The sequence below is a fragment of the Ancylobacter gelatini genome (genome assembly GCF_022601675.1).
Taxonomy (GTDB): Bacteria; Pseudomonadota; Alphaproteobacteria; order Rhizobiales; family Xanthobacteraceae; genus Ancylobacter; species Ancylobacter gelatini.
In genome coordinates, this window is sequence record NZ_JAKVIL010000001.1 from 121,975 (window position 1) to 136,440 (window position 14,466).

General features: G+C 65.7%; 15 protein-coding genes. 11 read left to right on the plus strand and 4 right to left on the minus strand.

Annotated elements, in window-relative coordinates:
* Positions 1-21 precede the first annotated feature (21 nt).
* From MKI84_RS00525 to MKI84_RS00535, 3 genes are read right to left on the minus strand one after another with little or no spacing between them, the layout of a single operon-like run.
* Positions 22-684, minus strand: coding sequence for an aspartate/glutamate racemase family protein (locus MKI84_RS00525; protein ID WP_241616026.1), 663 nt, complete (start codon positions 682-684; stop codon positions 22-24).
* A 21-nt stretch (positions 685-705) separates the two neighbouring features.
* A complete protein-coding gene (locus MKI84_RS00530) occupies positions 706-1,428 on the minus strand; it encodes a molybdate ABC transporter substrate-binding protein (RefSeq protein ID WP_241616027.1) in 723 nt (240 codons plus the stop codon).
* Complete coding sequence (locus MKI84_RS00535; RefSeq protein ID WP_241616028.1) at positions 1,425-2,741, minus strand: alpha-hydroxy acid oxidase; 1,317 nt, start codon at positions 2,739-2,741, stop codon at positions 1,425-1,427. Before MKI84_RS00535 ends, MKI84_RS00530 begins: the two co-directional genes overlap by 4 nt.
* 632 nt (positions 2,742-3,373) lie before the next feature.
* On the opposite strand from MKI84_RS00535, the gene MKI84_RS00540 reads away from it, so the two are divergent.
* From MKI84_RS00540 to MKI84_RS00575, 8 genes are all read left to right on the plus strand, one after another.
* Complete coding sequence (locus MKI84_RS00540; RefSeq protein ID WP_241616029.1) at positions 3,374-4,678, plus strand: ABC transporter substrate-binding protein; 1,305 nt, start codon at positions 3,374-3,376, stop codon at positions 4,676-4,678.
* 74 nt (positions 4,679-4,752) lie between these two features.
* On the plus strand, positions 4,753-5,649 hold the full coding sequence (locus MKI84_RS00545) for a carbohydrate ABC transporter permease (RefSeq protein WP_241616030.1): 897 nt from the start codon (positions 4,753-4,755) through the stop codon (positions 5,647-5,649).
* Positions 5,646-6,515 (plus strand): carbohydrate ABC transporter permease, encoded by an 870-nt coding sequence (locus MKI84_RS00550; RefSeq protein ID WP_241616031.1) that lies wholly within the window; start codon positions 5,646-5,648, stop codon positions 6,513-6,515. The genes MKI84_RS00545 and MKI84_RS00550 overlap by 4 nt, the downstream gene beginning before the upstream one ends.
* Before the next feature lie 36 nt (positions 6,516-6,551).
* Positions 6,552-7,661 carry an ABC transporter ATP-binding protein gene (locus MKI84_RS00555; RefSeq protein WP_241616032.1) on the plus strand — a complete coding sequence of 370 codons (1,110 nt, stop codon included), beginning with the start codon at positions 6,552-6,554 and terminating at the stop codon, positions 7,659-7,661.
* A 20-nt stretch (positions 7,662-7,681) separates the two neighbouring features.
* Positions 7,682-8,491, plus strand: a complete 810-nt coding sequence (locus tag MKI84_RS00560; RefSeq protein WP_241616033.1) for an NAD-dependent epimerase/dehydratase family protein — start codon at positions 7,682-7,684, stop codon at positions 8,489-8,491.
* A 90-nt stretch (positions 8,492-8,581) separates the two neighbouring features.
* Positions 8,582-9,574 (plus strand): LacI family DNA-binding transcriptional regulator, encoded by a 993-nt coding sequence (locus tag MKI84_RS00565; RefSeq protein ID WP_241616034.1) that lies wholly within the window; start codon positions 8,582-8,584, stop codon positions 9,572-9,574.
* Positions 9,575-9,603: 29 nt separating this feature from the next.
* Entirely contained in the window at positions 9,604-10,518 is a 915-nt protein-coding gene (locus MKI84_RS00570) for an SMP-30/gluconolactonase/LRE family protein (protein WP_241616035.1), read from the plus strand.
* 43 nt (positions 10,519-10,561) lie between these two features.
* Positions 10,562-10,861, plus strand: a complete 300-nt coding sequence (locus tag MKI84_RS00575) for an antibiotic biosynthesis monooxygenase family protein (protein WP_241616036.1) — start codon at positions 10,562-10,564, stop codon at positions 10,859-10,861.
* 67 nt (positions 10,862-10,928) lie between these two features.
* Here MKI84_RS00575 and speB read toward each other — a convergent pair whose 3' ends face one another.
* The gene (speB, locus tag MKI84_RS00580; RefSeq protein ID WP_241616499.1) at positions 10,929-11,804 is read right to left on the minus strand and encodes an agmatinase; all 876 of its coding nucleotides are present in this window, start codon (positions 11,802-11,804) and stop codon (positions 10,929-10,931) included.
* A 348-nt stretch (positions 11,805-12,152) separates the two neighbouring features.
* On the opposite strand from speB, the gene MKI84_RS00585 reads away from it, so the two are divergent.
* The 3 genes from MKI84_RS00585 to MKI84_RS00595 all read left to right on the plus strand — a co-directional run bounded on the left by MKI84_RS00585 (position 12,153) and on the right by MKI84_RS00595 (position 14,388).
* The gene (locus MKI84_RS00585; RefSeq protein ID WP_241616037.1) at positions 12,153-12,812 is read left to right on the plus strand and encodes an amino acid ABC transporter permease; all 660 of its coding nucleotides are present in this window, start codon (positions 12,153-12,155) and stop codon (positions 12,810-12,812) included.
* The gene (locus tag MKI84_RS00590; protein ID WP_241616038.1) at positions 12,809-13,480 is read left to right on the plus strand and encodes an amino acid ABC transporter permease; all 672 of its coding nucleotides are present in this window, start codon (positions 12,809-12,811) and stop codon (positions 13,478-13,480) included. Before MKI84_RS00585 ends, MKI84_RS00590 begins: the two co-directional genes overlap by 4 nt.
* Before the next feature lie 65 nt (positions 13,481-13,545).
* Positions 13,546-14,388 carry an amino acid ABC transporter ATP-binding protein gene (locus MKI84_RS00595; RefSeq protein WP_245404590.1) on the plus strand — a complete coding sequence of 281 codons (843 nt, stop codon included), beginning with the start codon at positions 13,546-13,548 and terminating at the stop codon, positions 14,386-14,388.
* Positions 14,389-14,466 lie beyond the last annotated feature (78 nt).

Sequence of the window (14,466 nt, forward strand, 5' to 3'; positions counted from 1 at the left end):
GGCGGGGCCGCGTGACGGCGTTCACGCCGCCAAGAGTTGCTGCATCAGGTCGACGGCGGCGTCGGGAGCGGTCAGCACCGGCACATCAACCACCGCCCGCACGGCTTCGGCCGCGCGCGAGGTGGAGAAATGCGCGAGCATGATGGCGTCGGAAGTCTTCAGCTCCGGCGCGCGGGCCGCGACCAGCTCGTTATGCGTCGCCGCGTCGCCCTGGCGCAGCAGATCGATCGCCCGGTCGACGACGATGGTGGTGAGCGAGGCGTCGCTCGCCGCCTGCCGCACGAATTCGTCGAACTCCTCGCGCATGGTCACCACGGCCGGGGCGAAGGTGGCAAGCATGCCGATCCGGCGGCCCTGGCTGATGGCCGCGCGGAACATCGCCTCATTCGGCTTGAGCACCGGGATCGGCAATTCGTCGATCAACCGGTCGATGGCCGGGCCGAAGGCGGAGCAGGTGATGAGGATGCCGTCCGCCCCGCTGCGATGGGCGTAGCGGCCGAAGGCGACGAAACGCTCGATCAGATTGTCCGTCAGCTCGGGCTCGCGTGCGCGGTCGACCGACAGGCTGTCGTCGAGCAGGTTCACCGTCTCGGCGGTGGGCCATCGCCGGGCAAAGGCATTGCGGATCGGCTCCATCGCCACCGGCGTGGCGTGAAGCAGGACGATGCGGGGACTGGCGGCCATGAAAACCTCCTGGGATGCGGATCAGGCGGCCGAAGGCGCGCGCACGAGGGAGGAGAGGCCGCCCTTCTCATAGGCGCCCACCGCCTCGTCCGAGCCGAGACTATCGAGGAAGGCCTGCGCCGCCTCCGGGTTGCGGGCATCGGTGAAGATGGCGGCGGAGAAGTCGGTGAAGGCCTGTATCGCCTCCGGGAACGGGCCGACGACATCGACGCCCTCGACCGACATCAGCTCGCTGATCTGCTGCACCGCATATTCCGCCTCGCCGCTGGCGACCTTGGTGGCGGTGAAGCCGGCGGGAATGGTGACGCCCCGTGCCTTCACCTCATCGGCGATACCGAGCTGCTCGATCAGGCGCTGAAAGTAGATGCCGCTGGCGCCGCCCAGCGAATAGGCGACCGACGGCGCGGCCAGCAGCGTGGCCTTCAGCGCCTCGACCGTGGAGATGTCCGGGCGCGGCGCGCCCTTGCGGACCGCGAGGCCCACCATGGCGCGCGCGACCGGAATCCGGGTGTCCCGGCGGACGATATCGTCCTGTACCAGTTGGTCCATCGCGTGGTCGATGGCGAGGATGATGTCGGCACGCTCGCCGCTTTCGACCCGGCGCATCAGGACCGTGGTCGGATCCCAGACGATGCTGGCGCGGATGCCGGTCTGCTGTTCGAAGCTCGGCACGATCCAGCGCTTGAACGCCACCTCGACGGCGAGGGCGCTCATGATGGAGACGGTCTTGGCGTCGGTGCTCATCGGGGTTCCTCCCTCTCCGCGCAGGCCGGTTCCCGGCGGCGCATGTGCGTCGACCGCACCATGTCCGGGGTGAGTTCCGCCAGCGTCCGCAGCCCCATCAGGGCCATGTCGCGATGGATTTCCTCGGCCAGAAGCCGGATCGCGTGCTGCACGCCTTCGGAGCCGCCGAGCGAGGCGGCATAAAGGAAGGGGCGGCCGAGGAAGACGAAATCAGCGCCGAGCGCGAGCGCCTTGAGCACATCGGTGCCGCGACGGATGCCGCCATCAACCATCAGCGTCATGCCCCGGGCTTCGGCGCGCGCATCCTGCAGCGCCTCAATGGGCGCGAGGGCGTAATCCAGCTGCCGCCCGCCGTGATTGGACACGATCACGCCGTCGGCGCCGACCTCGCGGGCCATCGCCACGTCAGCGGCGGCAAGCAGGCCCTTGACCACCAGCTTGCCCTTCCAGCGACGGCGGATCGCCTCGACATGGCGCCAGGCGAGCTGGTCGCGGCTGTTCATGTTGCGCACGAAGTCGCGGGAGAACATCGGGGGGCCCTGCGCGGCGTCCATGTTCTCGAAATGGGGAACGCCGTGCCGCAGGAAGGTGCGGCCCACCGTGCCGAGCAGCCAGCGCGGGTGCAGCGCGCTGTCGAGCGCGACCTTGGGCGTGATGCGCAGGGGCATGCTGAAGCCGCTGCGGGTGTTGTTCTCGCGATTGCCGGGAACCGGCGTGTCGGCCGTGACCACCAGCGTGCCGAAGCCGGCCGCGGCCACGCGGTCGATCATCGCGTCGATGCGCGGCTGGTGGCCGGCGAGATAGGCCTGGAACCAGGCATCGGGGTTCTCGCGGTGGACCTCTTCCAGCTTGATCAGCGAAGAGGCGCTCAGAATCATCGGCACCTGCGTCGCGCGGGCAGCCGAAGCCAGCTCGATATCGGCGCGATAGGCCACCATGGCGGCACCGCCCAGGGGCGCGATGCCGAACGGGCTGGCGTAGGAGGTGCCGAACAGGTCGCGCGTCTGCTGGCGGCCGGCGACGTCCATCAGCGTGCGCGGCACCAGCGCGAGATCGGCATAGGCCTGCCGCGCCTGCCGGACGCCGGAGCCGGTCTCGACCGCGCCGGACACATAGCCGTAGATCATGCGCGGCAGCATGCGCCGCGCCGCCTTTTCGAAATCGTCGAGCGCCAGATAGTTGCGGAACCGGCGCGGCACGCTCGGCGCCGCCGGGCGCACCGCGGCCTGGATGGGCGGCGCCTGGACAGGTGCGGCCTCGGCGGCGCTCTCCCGCGCCTCGGGCGGCAGCGACATGGAACCTGCGTCGCTCATCACTCAAGCCCCGTCGACGTTGTACGCAAGTGATGATTGAAGTTTAGCATGATATCGCAACTACATAATTTGTTGTGATTCTTGTTCTTCTGAAGTTTTCCAAAAGAAAATCACATTCGGCTCGACGAGAGCAGCCAAGGCGTCTCGTTGGCCTCGTTGTGGAAGATGTACATAGCTCGCACAGCTTAATCGCCCTGTCAATGCCGTCAAACATGGGCGGTTTCGGTCATCAACATACTGAAAAATAACAATATATATGATTTCAGTTATGATGTAGAAATTACATAACAATCGAGTTTCAGGGGTGCGTTCTGGCCGTGACGGGGTGCGGTGAGGCGAGGAAGGTGGTGGTGCGGCGGATCGATGCTGCCGTCTGGTGGGCTGTTCGCGGTCGATTATGGGTAATTTTGGTATACGTAATATGGAAAGGGTCGAACAAATACATGGAGTAGCGGCAATGTTCGGGGCGGTTGCCGGGTATTGTAAAATTTACACGCTAAAATAATATCTAAGTTATTGATTTATAAGCATAATAAAATGAATTGCCGCACTTGACGGATGGAATTTGACTGAAATAATGTAAGCGTAATCACAAAAAAGGGTGCTCGTCGCCCACATTCAGGGAGAAGACAATGAAGGGCTGGACAGCGCATCTCCGCGCGTTCGTGGCTGCCGGGGCAATGGGTGTCAGCGCACTCATGGCGTCGAGCGCGGCCTCGGCGGTCGAGATCAAGATCGGCTACATGAAGCATCCGATTCAGGAGGCTTCCATCGCCATCATGGAGAAATGGGCCGCCAAGAACGGCGTGACCATCATCAAGATCCCGATGGCCTACGAGATCTTCATGGAGAAGGTCACGGCCACCCTGACCTCGGGCGGCGACCAGTACGACATCATCTGGCACAATGACGACTGGGGGCAGCTCTGGAAGAACTGGCTGACGCCGACCAATGACGTACCCGGCATGGACACCGTGCTGAAGCAGACCGTCGACGTCGCGTTCCTCAACACCGACGGCAAGCCGACCGTGGTGCCGATGGCCCACACCTTCGGCGTGTTCTACTACCGCACCGACCTCATCGACGAGGCGCACCTGCCTAAGACCTGGGACGAGCTTTCCACCATCTCCCAGAAGCTGCAGCAGGAGGAAAAGGTGAAGTGGGGCTTCGTCGGCTCCATGGCGATGAACCACAGCTGGTTCAGCTGGTTCTGGGCCAACTGGACGAATAATTGCGACGTGCTCGCCCCCGCTTACGAGCGCGACAACAAGGTGCTGGCCGCCAATGGCTGGAAGCCGATGATCGCGGACAAGTGCTCGCAGCAGGTGGTCGAATATTGGTGGGATGCCATCAACAAGACCAAGATCAGCCCGCCGGCGATGATCTCCTACACCCGCAACGACGCCAACGCGATCTTCCAGGCCGGTGATGCCGCGTTCACCGTGGCCGACCTGACCCTTTACGGCCAGTTCAACGACCCCAAGAAGTCCAAGGTCGCCGGCAAGATCAATATCGGCTTCCTCCCGCTTGGTCCGTCCCGCACGGAGCCGGTGGCCTGGAACGACATCTGGGGCTGGGCCATCCCGAAGGGCGTGCCCGCCGAGCGCAAGGAGGCCGCCAAGAAGATGCTCGGCGCCATGCTGCTCGACAAGGAAGGCCAGATCGACCTGTGGAAGGCGACCGGTGGTCCGCCCCCGAACACCGAAGTGTGGAAGACGCTGGCCGAGACCGACCCGCTGTTCCGCCGCGCCGACGAAGTGGTCTTCAAGGTCATGAAGGTCATTGCCGGCGGCTACTACACCCCGGAATGGCCGGCGATCCACAAGGCCTACAATGACGGCGTCGTCGGGGCCCTGAACGGCTCCCGCGAGGATATCCCGAAGAAGCTGGAAGCGGCCGCACCCGCCATCCATGCCGCCGCGGCCCGTACGAACTGACCCTCCTCGAGGCCCAAACTGGGCGGAAGCCGCGAATGGCTTCCGCCTCCCTTTCCGCGCAGGGACAGCAACATATGAGACGCCTTGCCTCGTACTTCGGTGAGAAGGAGCGCTTCATGCTGGCGCTCATCGCGCCGGCCGCCGTCACCATGGCCCTGTTCCAGGTTGTGCCCATCATTCTGGGTGCCAACGCCTCGTTCCGGGACTGGACGCTCTACGACCCCAAGAAGACCTGGGTCGGCCTCAAGCACTATATCGAGGTCATCACCGACCCGGCGTTCTTCGGGCTTGCGATTCCCAATACGCTGCTGTTCCTCGTGCTCAGCGTCTCGCTGTCGCTGACCTTCGGGCTGGGGCTCGCGCTGCTGCTCAACCGCAGCTTCGTCGGCCAGTCGGTCGTGCGCACCATCGTCCTGCTGCCGCTGATGGTCGCCCCGGTGATCGCCTCGATCATGATGCGCTGGATGTTCAACGACCAGTTCGGCATCGTGAACGTGGTGCTGGAAGGCGTCGGCCTGCCGCCCGTGGCCTGGCTCGCCTATCGCTGGACCACCATGATGGTGATCGTCCTTGCCGATGTCTGGCTGTGGACGCCCTGGTTCGCCGTTCTCCTGCTCGCCGGCCTGCAGAGCCTGCCCAAGGAGCCATTCGAGGCGGCCGCCATCGACGCCGCCGGCCCGTGGCGCGTGTTCCGCTCGCTCACCCTGCCGATGCTGCGCCCGGTGATCGTGGTGTGCGTCGTCATCCGCTCGATCGACGCGTTCCGCGTGTTCGATCAGGTCTGGGTCATCTCCGGCGGCGGCCCGGCCCGCACCACCGAGATGTTCAGCATCTACGCCTATGTCGAAGCCTTCCAGCGCATGAATTTCGGCAAGGGTTCCGCGGCCGCGCTGGTTGGCGGCGCCGTGATCGTGGTCTTCGGCCTGGTGCTCTACCGGCTGCTCAACCGTGCCGTGGAGGTATCGAAATGACTGTCGCCACCCTCGACACACGAACCCCCATGCCCCACAAATCCGAGCGCGGCTTCTTCAGCCTGATGGCACCGGGCGCGCGCCGGGCCTTCTTCTACCTCTTCGTCATCGGCGTCGGCTTCATCATCGCCTTCCCGGTGCTGTGGCTGGTCCTGACCTCGCTGCGCCCGGCCTCCGGCATGTTCTACGTGCACCGCGGCACGGAGTTCACCCTCGACAACTTCTTTGAGGTTTTCGAGAACCGCATCGTGATCAAGGCCTATATCAACAGCGCAATCATCGCCACGCTGGCGACCGTGCTCTCGCTCGGCATCACCGTGACCTCGGGCTACATGCTCTCGCGTTTCCGCGGTCCGATCGCCAGCGGCTGGTTCTCGATCATCTATGTGTTCCGCTGCGTTCCCTACATCTCCTGGGTGCTGCCGCTGTACATCCTGACGCAGAATCTGGGTGTCTACGACACCTATCTCGGCCTGCTGCTGCCCCACATCGCCGTACATATCTGCTTCTTCTCGTGGCTGATGAAGGGCTTCTTCGACGGCATCGACCCGTCGATGGAATATGCGGCGCTGATCGATGGCTGCACCCGCTGGGGCGCTTTCGTCCGGGTGGCGCTGCCCTCCGCCGTGCCGGGACTCGCGGCGCTCGCCGTGCTGTGCTGGCTGTGGACCTGGAACGAGTTCCTGTTCGCGCTGCTGCTCACCAGCCACCAGACCCCGGTGCTCACCGTGGTGATGGCGCAGTTCGTCCACGAACTCGGCATCGAGTGGAACCTCATGAGCGCCACCGCCGTCATGGCGCTTGGCCCGGCCCTGCTCATCACCTTCTTCGGCCAGAAATACGTCATCACCGGCCTGAAGATCTGATCACGCGCACCTCGTTGCGAATTCTGGAGTTTTCCGATGGCGGAAGTCGTTCTTAACCAGCTCGTCAAGAGCTATGGCGGCATGGCCGCGGTGCGCAGCATCGATCTGACGATCCCCGATGGCGCGTTCGCCGTTCTGGTCGGCCCGTCCGGCTGCGGCAAGTCCACGACGCTGCGCATGATCGCCGGCCTCGAAGAAATTAGCGGTGGCACGATCAGCATCGGGGGGCGGGTGGTGAACGACCTGCCGCCCAAGGATCGCGACATCGCGATGGTGTTCCAGAACTACGCGCTCTACCAGCACATGACGGTCTACGACAATCTCGCCTTCGGCCTGCGCAACCGCAAGGAAAGCGAGGCCAGGATTGCCGAGAAGATCGCTCATGCCGCCTCGATCCTCAGCATCGAGCCGCTGATGCAGCGCCGTCCCAAGCAGCTTTCCGGCGGCCAGCAGCAGCGCGTGGCGCTCGGGCGCTGCATCGTGCGGCACCCGCAGGTCTTCCTGTTCGACGAACCGCTGTCCAACCTCGATGCCAAGCTGCGCGCGCAGATGCGCATCGAGCTGAAGCGCCTGCGCGAGCGCGTGCCGGCGACCTCGGTCTATGTGACCCACGACCAGGTCGAGGCCATGACCCTCGGAGATATCGTGGTGATCATGAAGGACGGGCTCATCCAGCAGGTCGGCACGCCGCTGCAGGTGTATAACGACCCCGCCAATTTGTTCGTCGCAGGCTTCATCGGCGCGCCGGCCATGAACGTGTTCAAGGGCAAGCTCGACGCGGCGGGCGAGAAGGTGATGGTCGAGGGCGTCGCGCTCTCGGTGGGCGAGCGCAACCGGGCGGCCCTGCGCGGCCATGCCGGCCGCGAGGTCATGGTCGGCATCCGCCCCGAGCACATCGCGCTCGGCTCGCACGGCAACCAGCTCGAAGGCTCGGTCGACGTGATCGAGCAGCTCGGCTCGGAAATGCACCTCGACCTGAAGATGGGCAATGCGGCCTTCACGGTCGCCCGCGTCGCGCCGGACGCACCGATCCGCCTGCACGAGAAGGTGACGGTCTCGATACCCGCCGAGCGCCTGCACTTCTTCGACGCCGACAGCCAGCAGGCGATCCGCCCGGCGTCGCTGAGCGGCGCGCTGGCGGCCTGAGGATGCAGGGGAGTTCGCGTATGCGCGTATTGATGACGGGGGCCGGCGGTCTCATCGGCAAGGAGGCGCGGAGCCAGCTTGCCGGCCGATATCCGCTGCTGCGCCTCACCGACATGGTGGATGTCTCGCCGGCCGGGCCGGGCGAGGAGTGCGTCACCGCCGACATCTGCGATCTGGCGGCGATGGAACAGGCGATGCAGGGCATTGACTGCGTGGTGCATCTCGCCGGCATGTCGGTGGAGCCGGAAAGCAATGCCTGGGAACAGGTGCTGCCGGCGAACATCGTCGGCACCTACAATGTCTTCGAGGCCGCGCGGCGCGCCGGCGTGCGCCGGGTGGTCTATGCCTCCAGCCACCACGCGGTCGGCTATCATCGCCGCGCCCACGTTCTTGATGGATCGGCCCTCCCGCGGCCGGACAGCTTTTACGGCGTCAGCAAGGTGGCCGGCGAGGCGCTCGGGCGGCTCTATGCCGACAAATACGGGCTGAGCGTGGTCAGCCTGCGCATCGGCGCCTATCGGCCCAAGCCCATGGATGTTCGGCACCTGTCGGTGTGGATCAGCCCGCGCGACATGGTGGAATTGCTGCGCTGCTCGATCGAGGCGCCGCTGCTGCATTATGTCGTCGCCTATGGCATGTCCGCCAATACGCGCTCGATCTGGGACAACCGCGACGCGGCTGTTCTCGGCTATCGCGGGCGCGACAATGCCGAGGACTACGCCGAAGAGGTGCTGACCAGCGGGGCCCCGGAACTGGAAGGGGCCAAGCCGTTCCACGGCGGGTGGTATTGCGGCTGGGACCTCGGCGGGCACGGTCTGTTCATCGATTGACACGGCTTCCGCGCTTCCTCCAAGGTCGACGCGAAATTCATGGGGGAACCTCGATTGCGGCCCAAGCGTACGCCTTCAGGTCGAGTTCGCGTGGAGGACATTGCGCGGGCGGTCGGTGTCTCGGGCGCCACGGTTTCGCGTGCGCTGAACGGCACCGGCCCGGTCGCTCCCGAGGTCAAGAGCAGCATCGAGGCGGCGGCGGCGCGGCTTGGCTACGTGCCGCAGGGCGGTGCCCGGGCGGGGCTGTCGCGCCAGCTCCCGGTGATCGGGGCGATCATCCCGCATCTGGAGAACCCCAATTTCGCCGCGGGCGCGGAGGCGATGCAGAACCGCCTGCGCGAGTCGGGTTATGGTTTCGTGCTCGCCAGCAGCGGCTATGACCGCAAGAACGAGCTGGAAAAGGTGATGGCGCTGGTCGCACATGGCGCGCTCGGCATGATGCTGGTCGGTGCCGAGCACGACCCGGAGACCATCCAGTTTCTCAAGCAGCGCAACATTCCCTTCGTCGTCACCTGGGTGCTGTCGACGGAAGTGCCGAGCGTCGGCTTCGACAATGTGGAGGCGGCGGGGCGGATCGCCACCCATCTCCTCGACCTCGGCCATACACGGATCGGCGCCATCGCCGGCATCACCCGCGACAATGACCGCGCGCGCGGTCGCCTCGAAGGCATGCGCCGCGTGCTGGCGGATCGCGGGCTGACACTGGGCCAGGAGGCGCTCATAGAGCGCCCGTACCGCATCGTCGAGGGACAGCTCGCGTTGCGCGCGCTGCTGGGCACGCCCAACCCGCCGACGGCGGTCTATTGCGGCAACGACATGCTGGCCTTCGGCGCGCTCATCGAATGCGCGCGGCAGGGCATTCGCGTGCCGCAGGACATCTCGATCGCCGGCTTCGACGATCTCGACTTCGCCTCGCAGATCCGGCCGGCGCTGACCACGCTGCATGTTCCGGCACGGGAAATCGGCATCCGCACCGCCGAATATCTGCTGGCACGGCTGGCGGGCGAACCGGCGCCGCCGACCATCGAAATTCCCGTCGGCCTGATGGTGCGCGACACGACCGCGCCGCCGCGCAAGGGCTGATCCATCCTTCCTACCGGGTGACCTCTTCCATGTATGCACCGCCTCCCGTCGTCGAGACCGAAATCTTTGCGCGCGTCCCCGAGCATTTCCGCATTCACGGCCGCAGCTCGAAATGGGCGCAGGTCCAGCGCGGCGGCCGGCCGACGCCGGTGTTCCTCGAAGGCCCGTCCTTCGACCGGGCCGGCAATCTCTATGTCGTGGATGTCGCGTGGGGCCGCATTTTCCGCATCTCGCCGGCCGGCGAATTCACGCTGGTCATCGAGTATGACGGCGAGCCGAACGGGCTGAAGATCCACCGCGACGGGCGCATCTTCGTGGCCGATTTCCGCCACGGCATCCTGCTGCTCGACCCCGAGCGCGGCGCGGTCGAGCCGGTGGTGCAGGCCTCCGAGTTCGGGCCGTTCAAGGGAGTGAACGACCTGTTCTTCGCATCCAATGGCGATCTCTATTTCACCGATCAGGGCCTGACCGGCTTTCAGGACCCGAGCGGCCGGCTCTATCGGCTCAAGGCCGATGGGCGACTCGACATGCTGGTGCAGGGCATTCCCAGCCCGAACGGGCTCGTGCTCAATCTCGACGAGGACATCGTGTTCGTGAACGTCACCCGCGACAATGCGGTGTGGCGGGTGCCGATGAACCAGGCCGGCGCGGCGTTCAAGGTCGGCGCCTATATCCGGCTTTCGGGCGGAAACGGTCCCGATGGCCTCGCCATCGACGAGACCGGCGGCCTCGCCATCGCCCATCTTGGCCTCGGCAGCGTCTGGATCGTCAACGCGATTGGGGAGCCGGTGGCGCGGGTGAAATCCTGCGCGGGTCTCGCCACCACGAATCTGGCTTATGGCGGCGATGATCTGCGCTCGCTCTACATCACCGAATCCGAAACCGGGCAGATCCTGAAGGCGAGGGTACCCACGCCCGGACGCCTGATGTATTCGCATAGCTGAACAGGCGCGGGGCATGCGCCCGCCGCGACAGGAGCGAGAGACGATGGTTATCGAGATTGCCGAGATCGAGGTGAAGCCGGGTGCGGAAGCGGCGCTGGAGGCCGCGGTAACGGAAGCGGCACCGCTGTTCAAGCGGGCGAAGGGCTGCCTCAGCCTGAAGCTGGAGCGCGGCATCGAGCGGCCTTCCATCTACCGGCTCGTGGTCGGCTGGGAGACCGTCGAGGACCACATGGTGCATTTCCGCGAATCGGCGGACTTCCAGGAGTGGCGGCGGCTCGCCGGCCCCCATTTCGCCGCGCCGCCGCGCATGGAGCACGTCGCGGTGGCGGTCGAGGGGTTCTGACGCCGAGCCCAGCCGCCGCCGCGCCGGGCGATCCCGGAACGCCGGCGGCCCTTCGGCGCGACGGCCCTTACCGGAACCGCCCCGCAAGCACGCAGAGCAGCTCGAACATGATGGTCGCGCCGGTGAGCGCGGTCAGGCCGGAGGGGTCGAAGGGCGGGGAAACCTCGACCACATCCGCGCCGATGATGTTGAGGCCGTCGAGGAGGCGCACCATCTGTTGCGCCTCACGGGTCGAGACACCGCCGATCTCCGGCGTGCCGGTGCCCGGCGCCTGCGAGGGGTCGATCACGTCGATGTCGAACGAGACATAGGTCGGCCGGTCGCCGACCAGGGCGCGGGCTTCCGCCATCACGTCCTTCACGCCGCGATCAGTGAATTCCTCGATGAACAGAAGCCGGATGCCGGCCTCGCGCGCCCAGTCGTAATTGGTCGCGTCGGAAATCGCGCCGCGCAGGCCGATCTGGATCACGCGCCTGGGGTCGAGCAGACCCTCCTCGATGGCGCGCCGGAACGGGGTGCCGTGAGTGTAGCGGTTGTCGCCGAAAAAACTGTCATAGGTGTCGGTGTGGGCATCGAAATGGATCATGCCCACCGGGCCATCCTTGACGAGGCCGCGCAGGATCGGCAGCGAGACCAGATGGTCGCCGCCGGCCGCCAGCGGGAGCGCGCCGGCGCGGCGGATGCCGTCGAAGAAACCCTCGATTTTCGCGAGCGAATCCATCAGGTCGATGGGGTTGACCGGGGCGTCCCCGCAATCGGCGATGCGTGCGACATCATAGGGCGACAGGCCGGTGACGTGGTGCACGCGGCGCATCAGGCTGGACTGGTTGCGCAATTCGCGCGGCCCGTGGCGTGGCCCCGGCCGATTGGTGGTGCCGCCGTCGAACGGCACGCCGACCAGCGCGATATCCACCTCTTCCGGGCTCGCCTGCGGCAGGCGCATGAAGGTGGGGATGCCGGAAAAGCGCGGCGTGATGCCGGAATCGATGGGCTGGTAACGCTCGATCGGGGTGGTCTTGGTCACGGGGCGTATCCTTCGCGATAGAACCCCCAAGTGGTCGGCGCGAACGCCCGTCCTGTCAATCAGCGGCGCAATATTGTCTATACATATTTGCCGTGTTACTCACCCGGGGTCGTCGTGCGCGGAGCGGGCCCCGATGCCGACTGGCGGGGAACTTGCAACGGACCGCGCGAACCCGCGGGGCGCTTGCGCGCGACCTGCAGGAGCGGACAATGCCCCGCCGCGACGGCGATGGCACTGGCCGGGTGGTGGACACACAGAGACAACCGCATGTTCAGTATCGACGTCGCGCTGAAATCCTTGCCGCTGCTGCTCGGGGCGTCCGTGTGGACGATCGTCTATTCGCTGTCCTCGGTCGCCATCGGCTTCTGCATCGGCACGCTGATGTGCGCGGCCGGGCTCTCGCAGTCGCCCGTGCTGCGCGGCATTGCCGCTTTTTATGTCAGCTTCTTCCGTGGCGTCCCGCTGCTCGTGCAGCTTCTGCTCTCCTATTACTGCCTGCCGCTGATCGGCATCAACGTGCCCTCGTCGGTCGCGGCGGTGGGCACGCTCGCGCTGTGCACCGGCGCCTATATTGCGGAAATCCTGCGCGGCGGCTTTCTCGGCATTCCCGCCGGCCTGATCGAGGCGGCGCGCATGGTCGGCCTGTCGCGCGCGCAGATACTGACGCGCATCGAGGTGCCGATGGCGGTGCGCTTCACGCTGCCCTCGCTGGTGAACGAGACCACGATGATGGTGAAGGCTTCCTCGCTGATCTCGGTGGTCGGCGTGCTGGAGTTGACCCGGCTTGCCCAGAACATCGCCACCTCGACCTTCCAGCCGCTGGAAATCTATCTCACCGCCGGCGTGATCTATTTCGTGATCAATGCCGCTATCACCTTTGTCGGCTCGCTGGTCGAGCGGGGCTTCCGCGCGGAGAAGGCGGCATGACGTTCAACCTCGCCATCCTCACCGACAATTGGCCGCTGCTGCTGGACGGCATGCTGCTGACCATCTTCATCTGGGTGGTGGGCACCGCGATCGGGCTTGCCATCGGGCTGGCGGTGGCGGTGCTCCAGCTCTTCACCAATCGCTGGCTCGCCGCGCCCCTGACCTTCTATGTCGCGGTGATGCGCGGCACGCCGTTCCTGATCCAGCTCTTCGTGATTTATTATGGCGGCCCGTTCTTCGGGCTCGACCTGACGCCGCTGGTCGCCGGTGTCGGCGGGCTGGCGCTCTATGGCGGGGCGTATTTCTCGGAAATCTTCCGCGCCGGCTTCCTGTCGGTGCCGCCCGGCCAGATCGAGGCGGCGCGCATGATGGGTATCTCGCGCCTCGCCATCATCCGCCACGTCCAGCTGCCGCAGATGCTGGTCATCATCCTGCCGGCGCTGGCGAACATGACGGTGCTGCTCTCCAAGGAGACCGCCGTGCTCTCGGTGATCACGGTGAACGAGATGACCTCGGTGGTGCAGTCGATCGGCTCTACAACCTTCGCCTTCGCCGAGACGCTGCTGTTCCTGGCGGTGGTGTACTGGGCCTTCCTGGAAATCGTCACCGCTCTCGCCCGGCGCCTTGAAAAGCGCGTCGGCCGCTTCACGCTGCGCAATCAGCATTGACCTCACATCAACTGACTTCGCAGCAACTGACCTCGCAGCACGGACTTCGCGAAAGGGACCGCCACATGAGCGAACAGACGGCCGCGGGAGGCCGCCCGATCATCGATGTGAAGGGCGTGTGGAAGCGCTTCGGCACGGTGGACGTGCTGAAGGGCATCGACCTGTCGATCCAGAAATCGGAAGTCACCTGCATCATCGGGCCCTCAGGCTCGGGCAAGTCGACCCTGCTGCGCTGCATCGCATTCCTGGAGGAATACAGCGAGGGCGAAATCTATATCGAGGGCGAACTTCTCGGCTTCTCGCTTGAGAACGGAAAGCGCCGGCGTGTCTCGGACGCCGAGGTGGCGCGGGTGCGGCGCAATGTCGGCTTCGTGTTCCAGCAGTTCAATCTATGGCCGCACATGACGGCGCTGGAGAACGTCGCGGCGCCGCTTCGCCTCGCCCGTGGCATACCGCGCGAGGATGCCGCCAAGCGCGCGCGGGCCATGCTCGACAAGGTGGGGCTTTCCGCGCGGGCGGATGCCTATCCCAGCCAGCTCTCCGGCGGCCAGCAGCAGCGCGTCGGCATCGCCCGCGCGCTGGCCATGGAGCCGCATATCATGCTGTTCGACGAGCCGACCTCGGCGCTCGACCCGGAGCTGGTGGGCGAGGTGCTGCAGGTGATGCGCGACCTCGCGCGCGAGGGCATGACCATGGCGGTTGTGACCCACGAGATGGGCTTCGCCGCGCAGGTGGCCGACAAGGTGGTGTTCATCGACCGCGGCGTGATCGCCGTGAGCGGCTCGCCCGAGCAGGTGTTCCGCGACAATGACAATCCGCGGCTGCGCCAGTTCCTGCAGAACTATTTCGAGCGTAACGTCTTCTGGCAGTCGGGCGACGAGACGCCGGCCGACGCGCCGGCCTTGTGATGTCTGCTGTCTGTGAAGTTTGCCTGCGTTTGCGGCATGGCGCGTTGCGCGGCACCCGGAGTTATGTCTAGATTTAAT

Coding starts and splice junctions, on each gene's coding strand:
- MKI84_RS00525 (WP_241616026.1), bottom strand. CDS start 684: ATGGCCGCCAGTCCCCGCATCGTCCTGCTTCACGCCACGCCGGTGGCG.
- MKI84_RS00540 (WP_241616029.1), top strand. CDS start 3,374: ATGAAGGGCTGGACAGCGCATCTCCGCGCGTTCGTGGCTGCCGGGGCA.
- MKI84_RS00550 (WP_241616031.1), top strand. CDS start 5,646: ATGACTGTCGCCACCCTCGACACACGAACCCCCATGCCCCACAAATCC.
- MKI84_RS00595 (WP_245404590.1), top strand. CDS start 13,546: ATGAGCGAACAGACGGCCGCGGGAGGCCGCCCGATCATCGATGTGAAG.
- MKI84_RS00570 (WP_241616035.1), top strand. CDS start 9,604: ATGTATGCACCGCCTCCCGTCGTCGAGACCGAAATCTTTGCGCGCGTC.
- MKI84_RS00575 (WP_241616036.1), top strand. CDS start 10,562: ATGGTTATCGAGATTGCCGAGATCGAGGTGAAGCCGGGTGCGGAAGCG.
- MKI84_RS00585 (WP_241616037.1), top strand. CDS start 12,153: ATGTTCAGTATCGACGTCGCGCTGAAATCCTTGCCGCTGCTGCTCGGG.
- MKI84_RS00535 (WP_241616028.1), bottom strand. CDS start 2,741: ATGAGCGACGCAGGTTCCATGTCGCTGCCGCCCGAGGCGCGGGAGAGC.
- MKI84_RS00555 (WP_241616032.1), top strand. CDS start 6,552: ATGGCGGAAGTCGTTCTTAACCAGCTCGTCAAGAGCTATGGCGGCATG.
- speB (WP_241616499.1), bottom strand. CDS start 11,804: ATGCGCCTGCCGCAGGCGAGCCCGGAAGAGGTGGATATCGCGCTGGTC.
- MKI84_RS00560 (WP_241616033.1), top strand. CDS start 7,682: ATGCGCGTATTGATGACGGGGGCCGGCGGTCTCATCGGCAAGGAGGCG.
- MKI84_RS00590 (WP_241616038.1), top strand. CDS start 12,809: ATGACGTTCAACCTCGCCATCCTCACCGACAATTGGCCGCTGCTGCTG.
- MKI84_RS00545 (WP_241616030.1), top strand. CDS start 4,753: ATGAGACGCCTTGCCTCGTACTTCGGTGAGAAGGAGCGCTTCATGCTG.
- MKI84_RS00530 (WP_241616027.1), bottom strand. CDS start 1,428: ATGAGCACCGACGCCAAGACCGTCTCCATCATGAGCGCCCTCGCCGTC.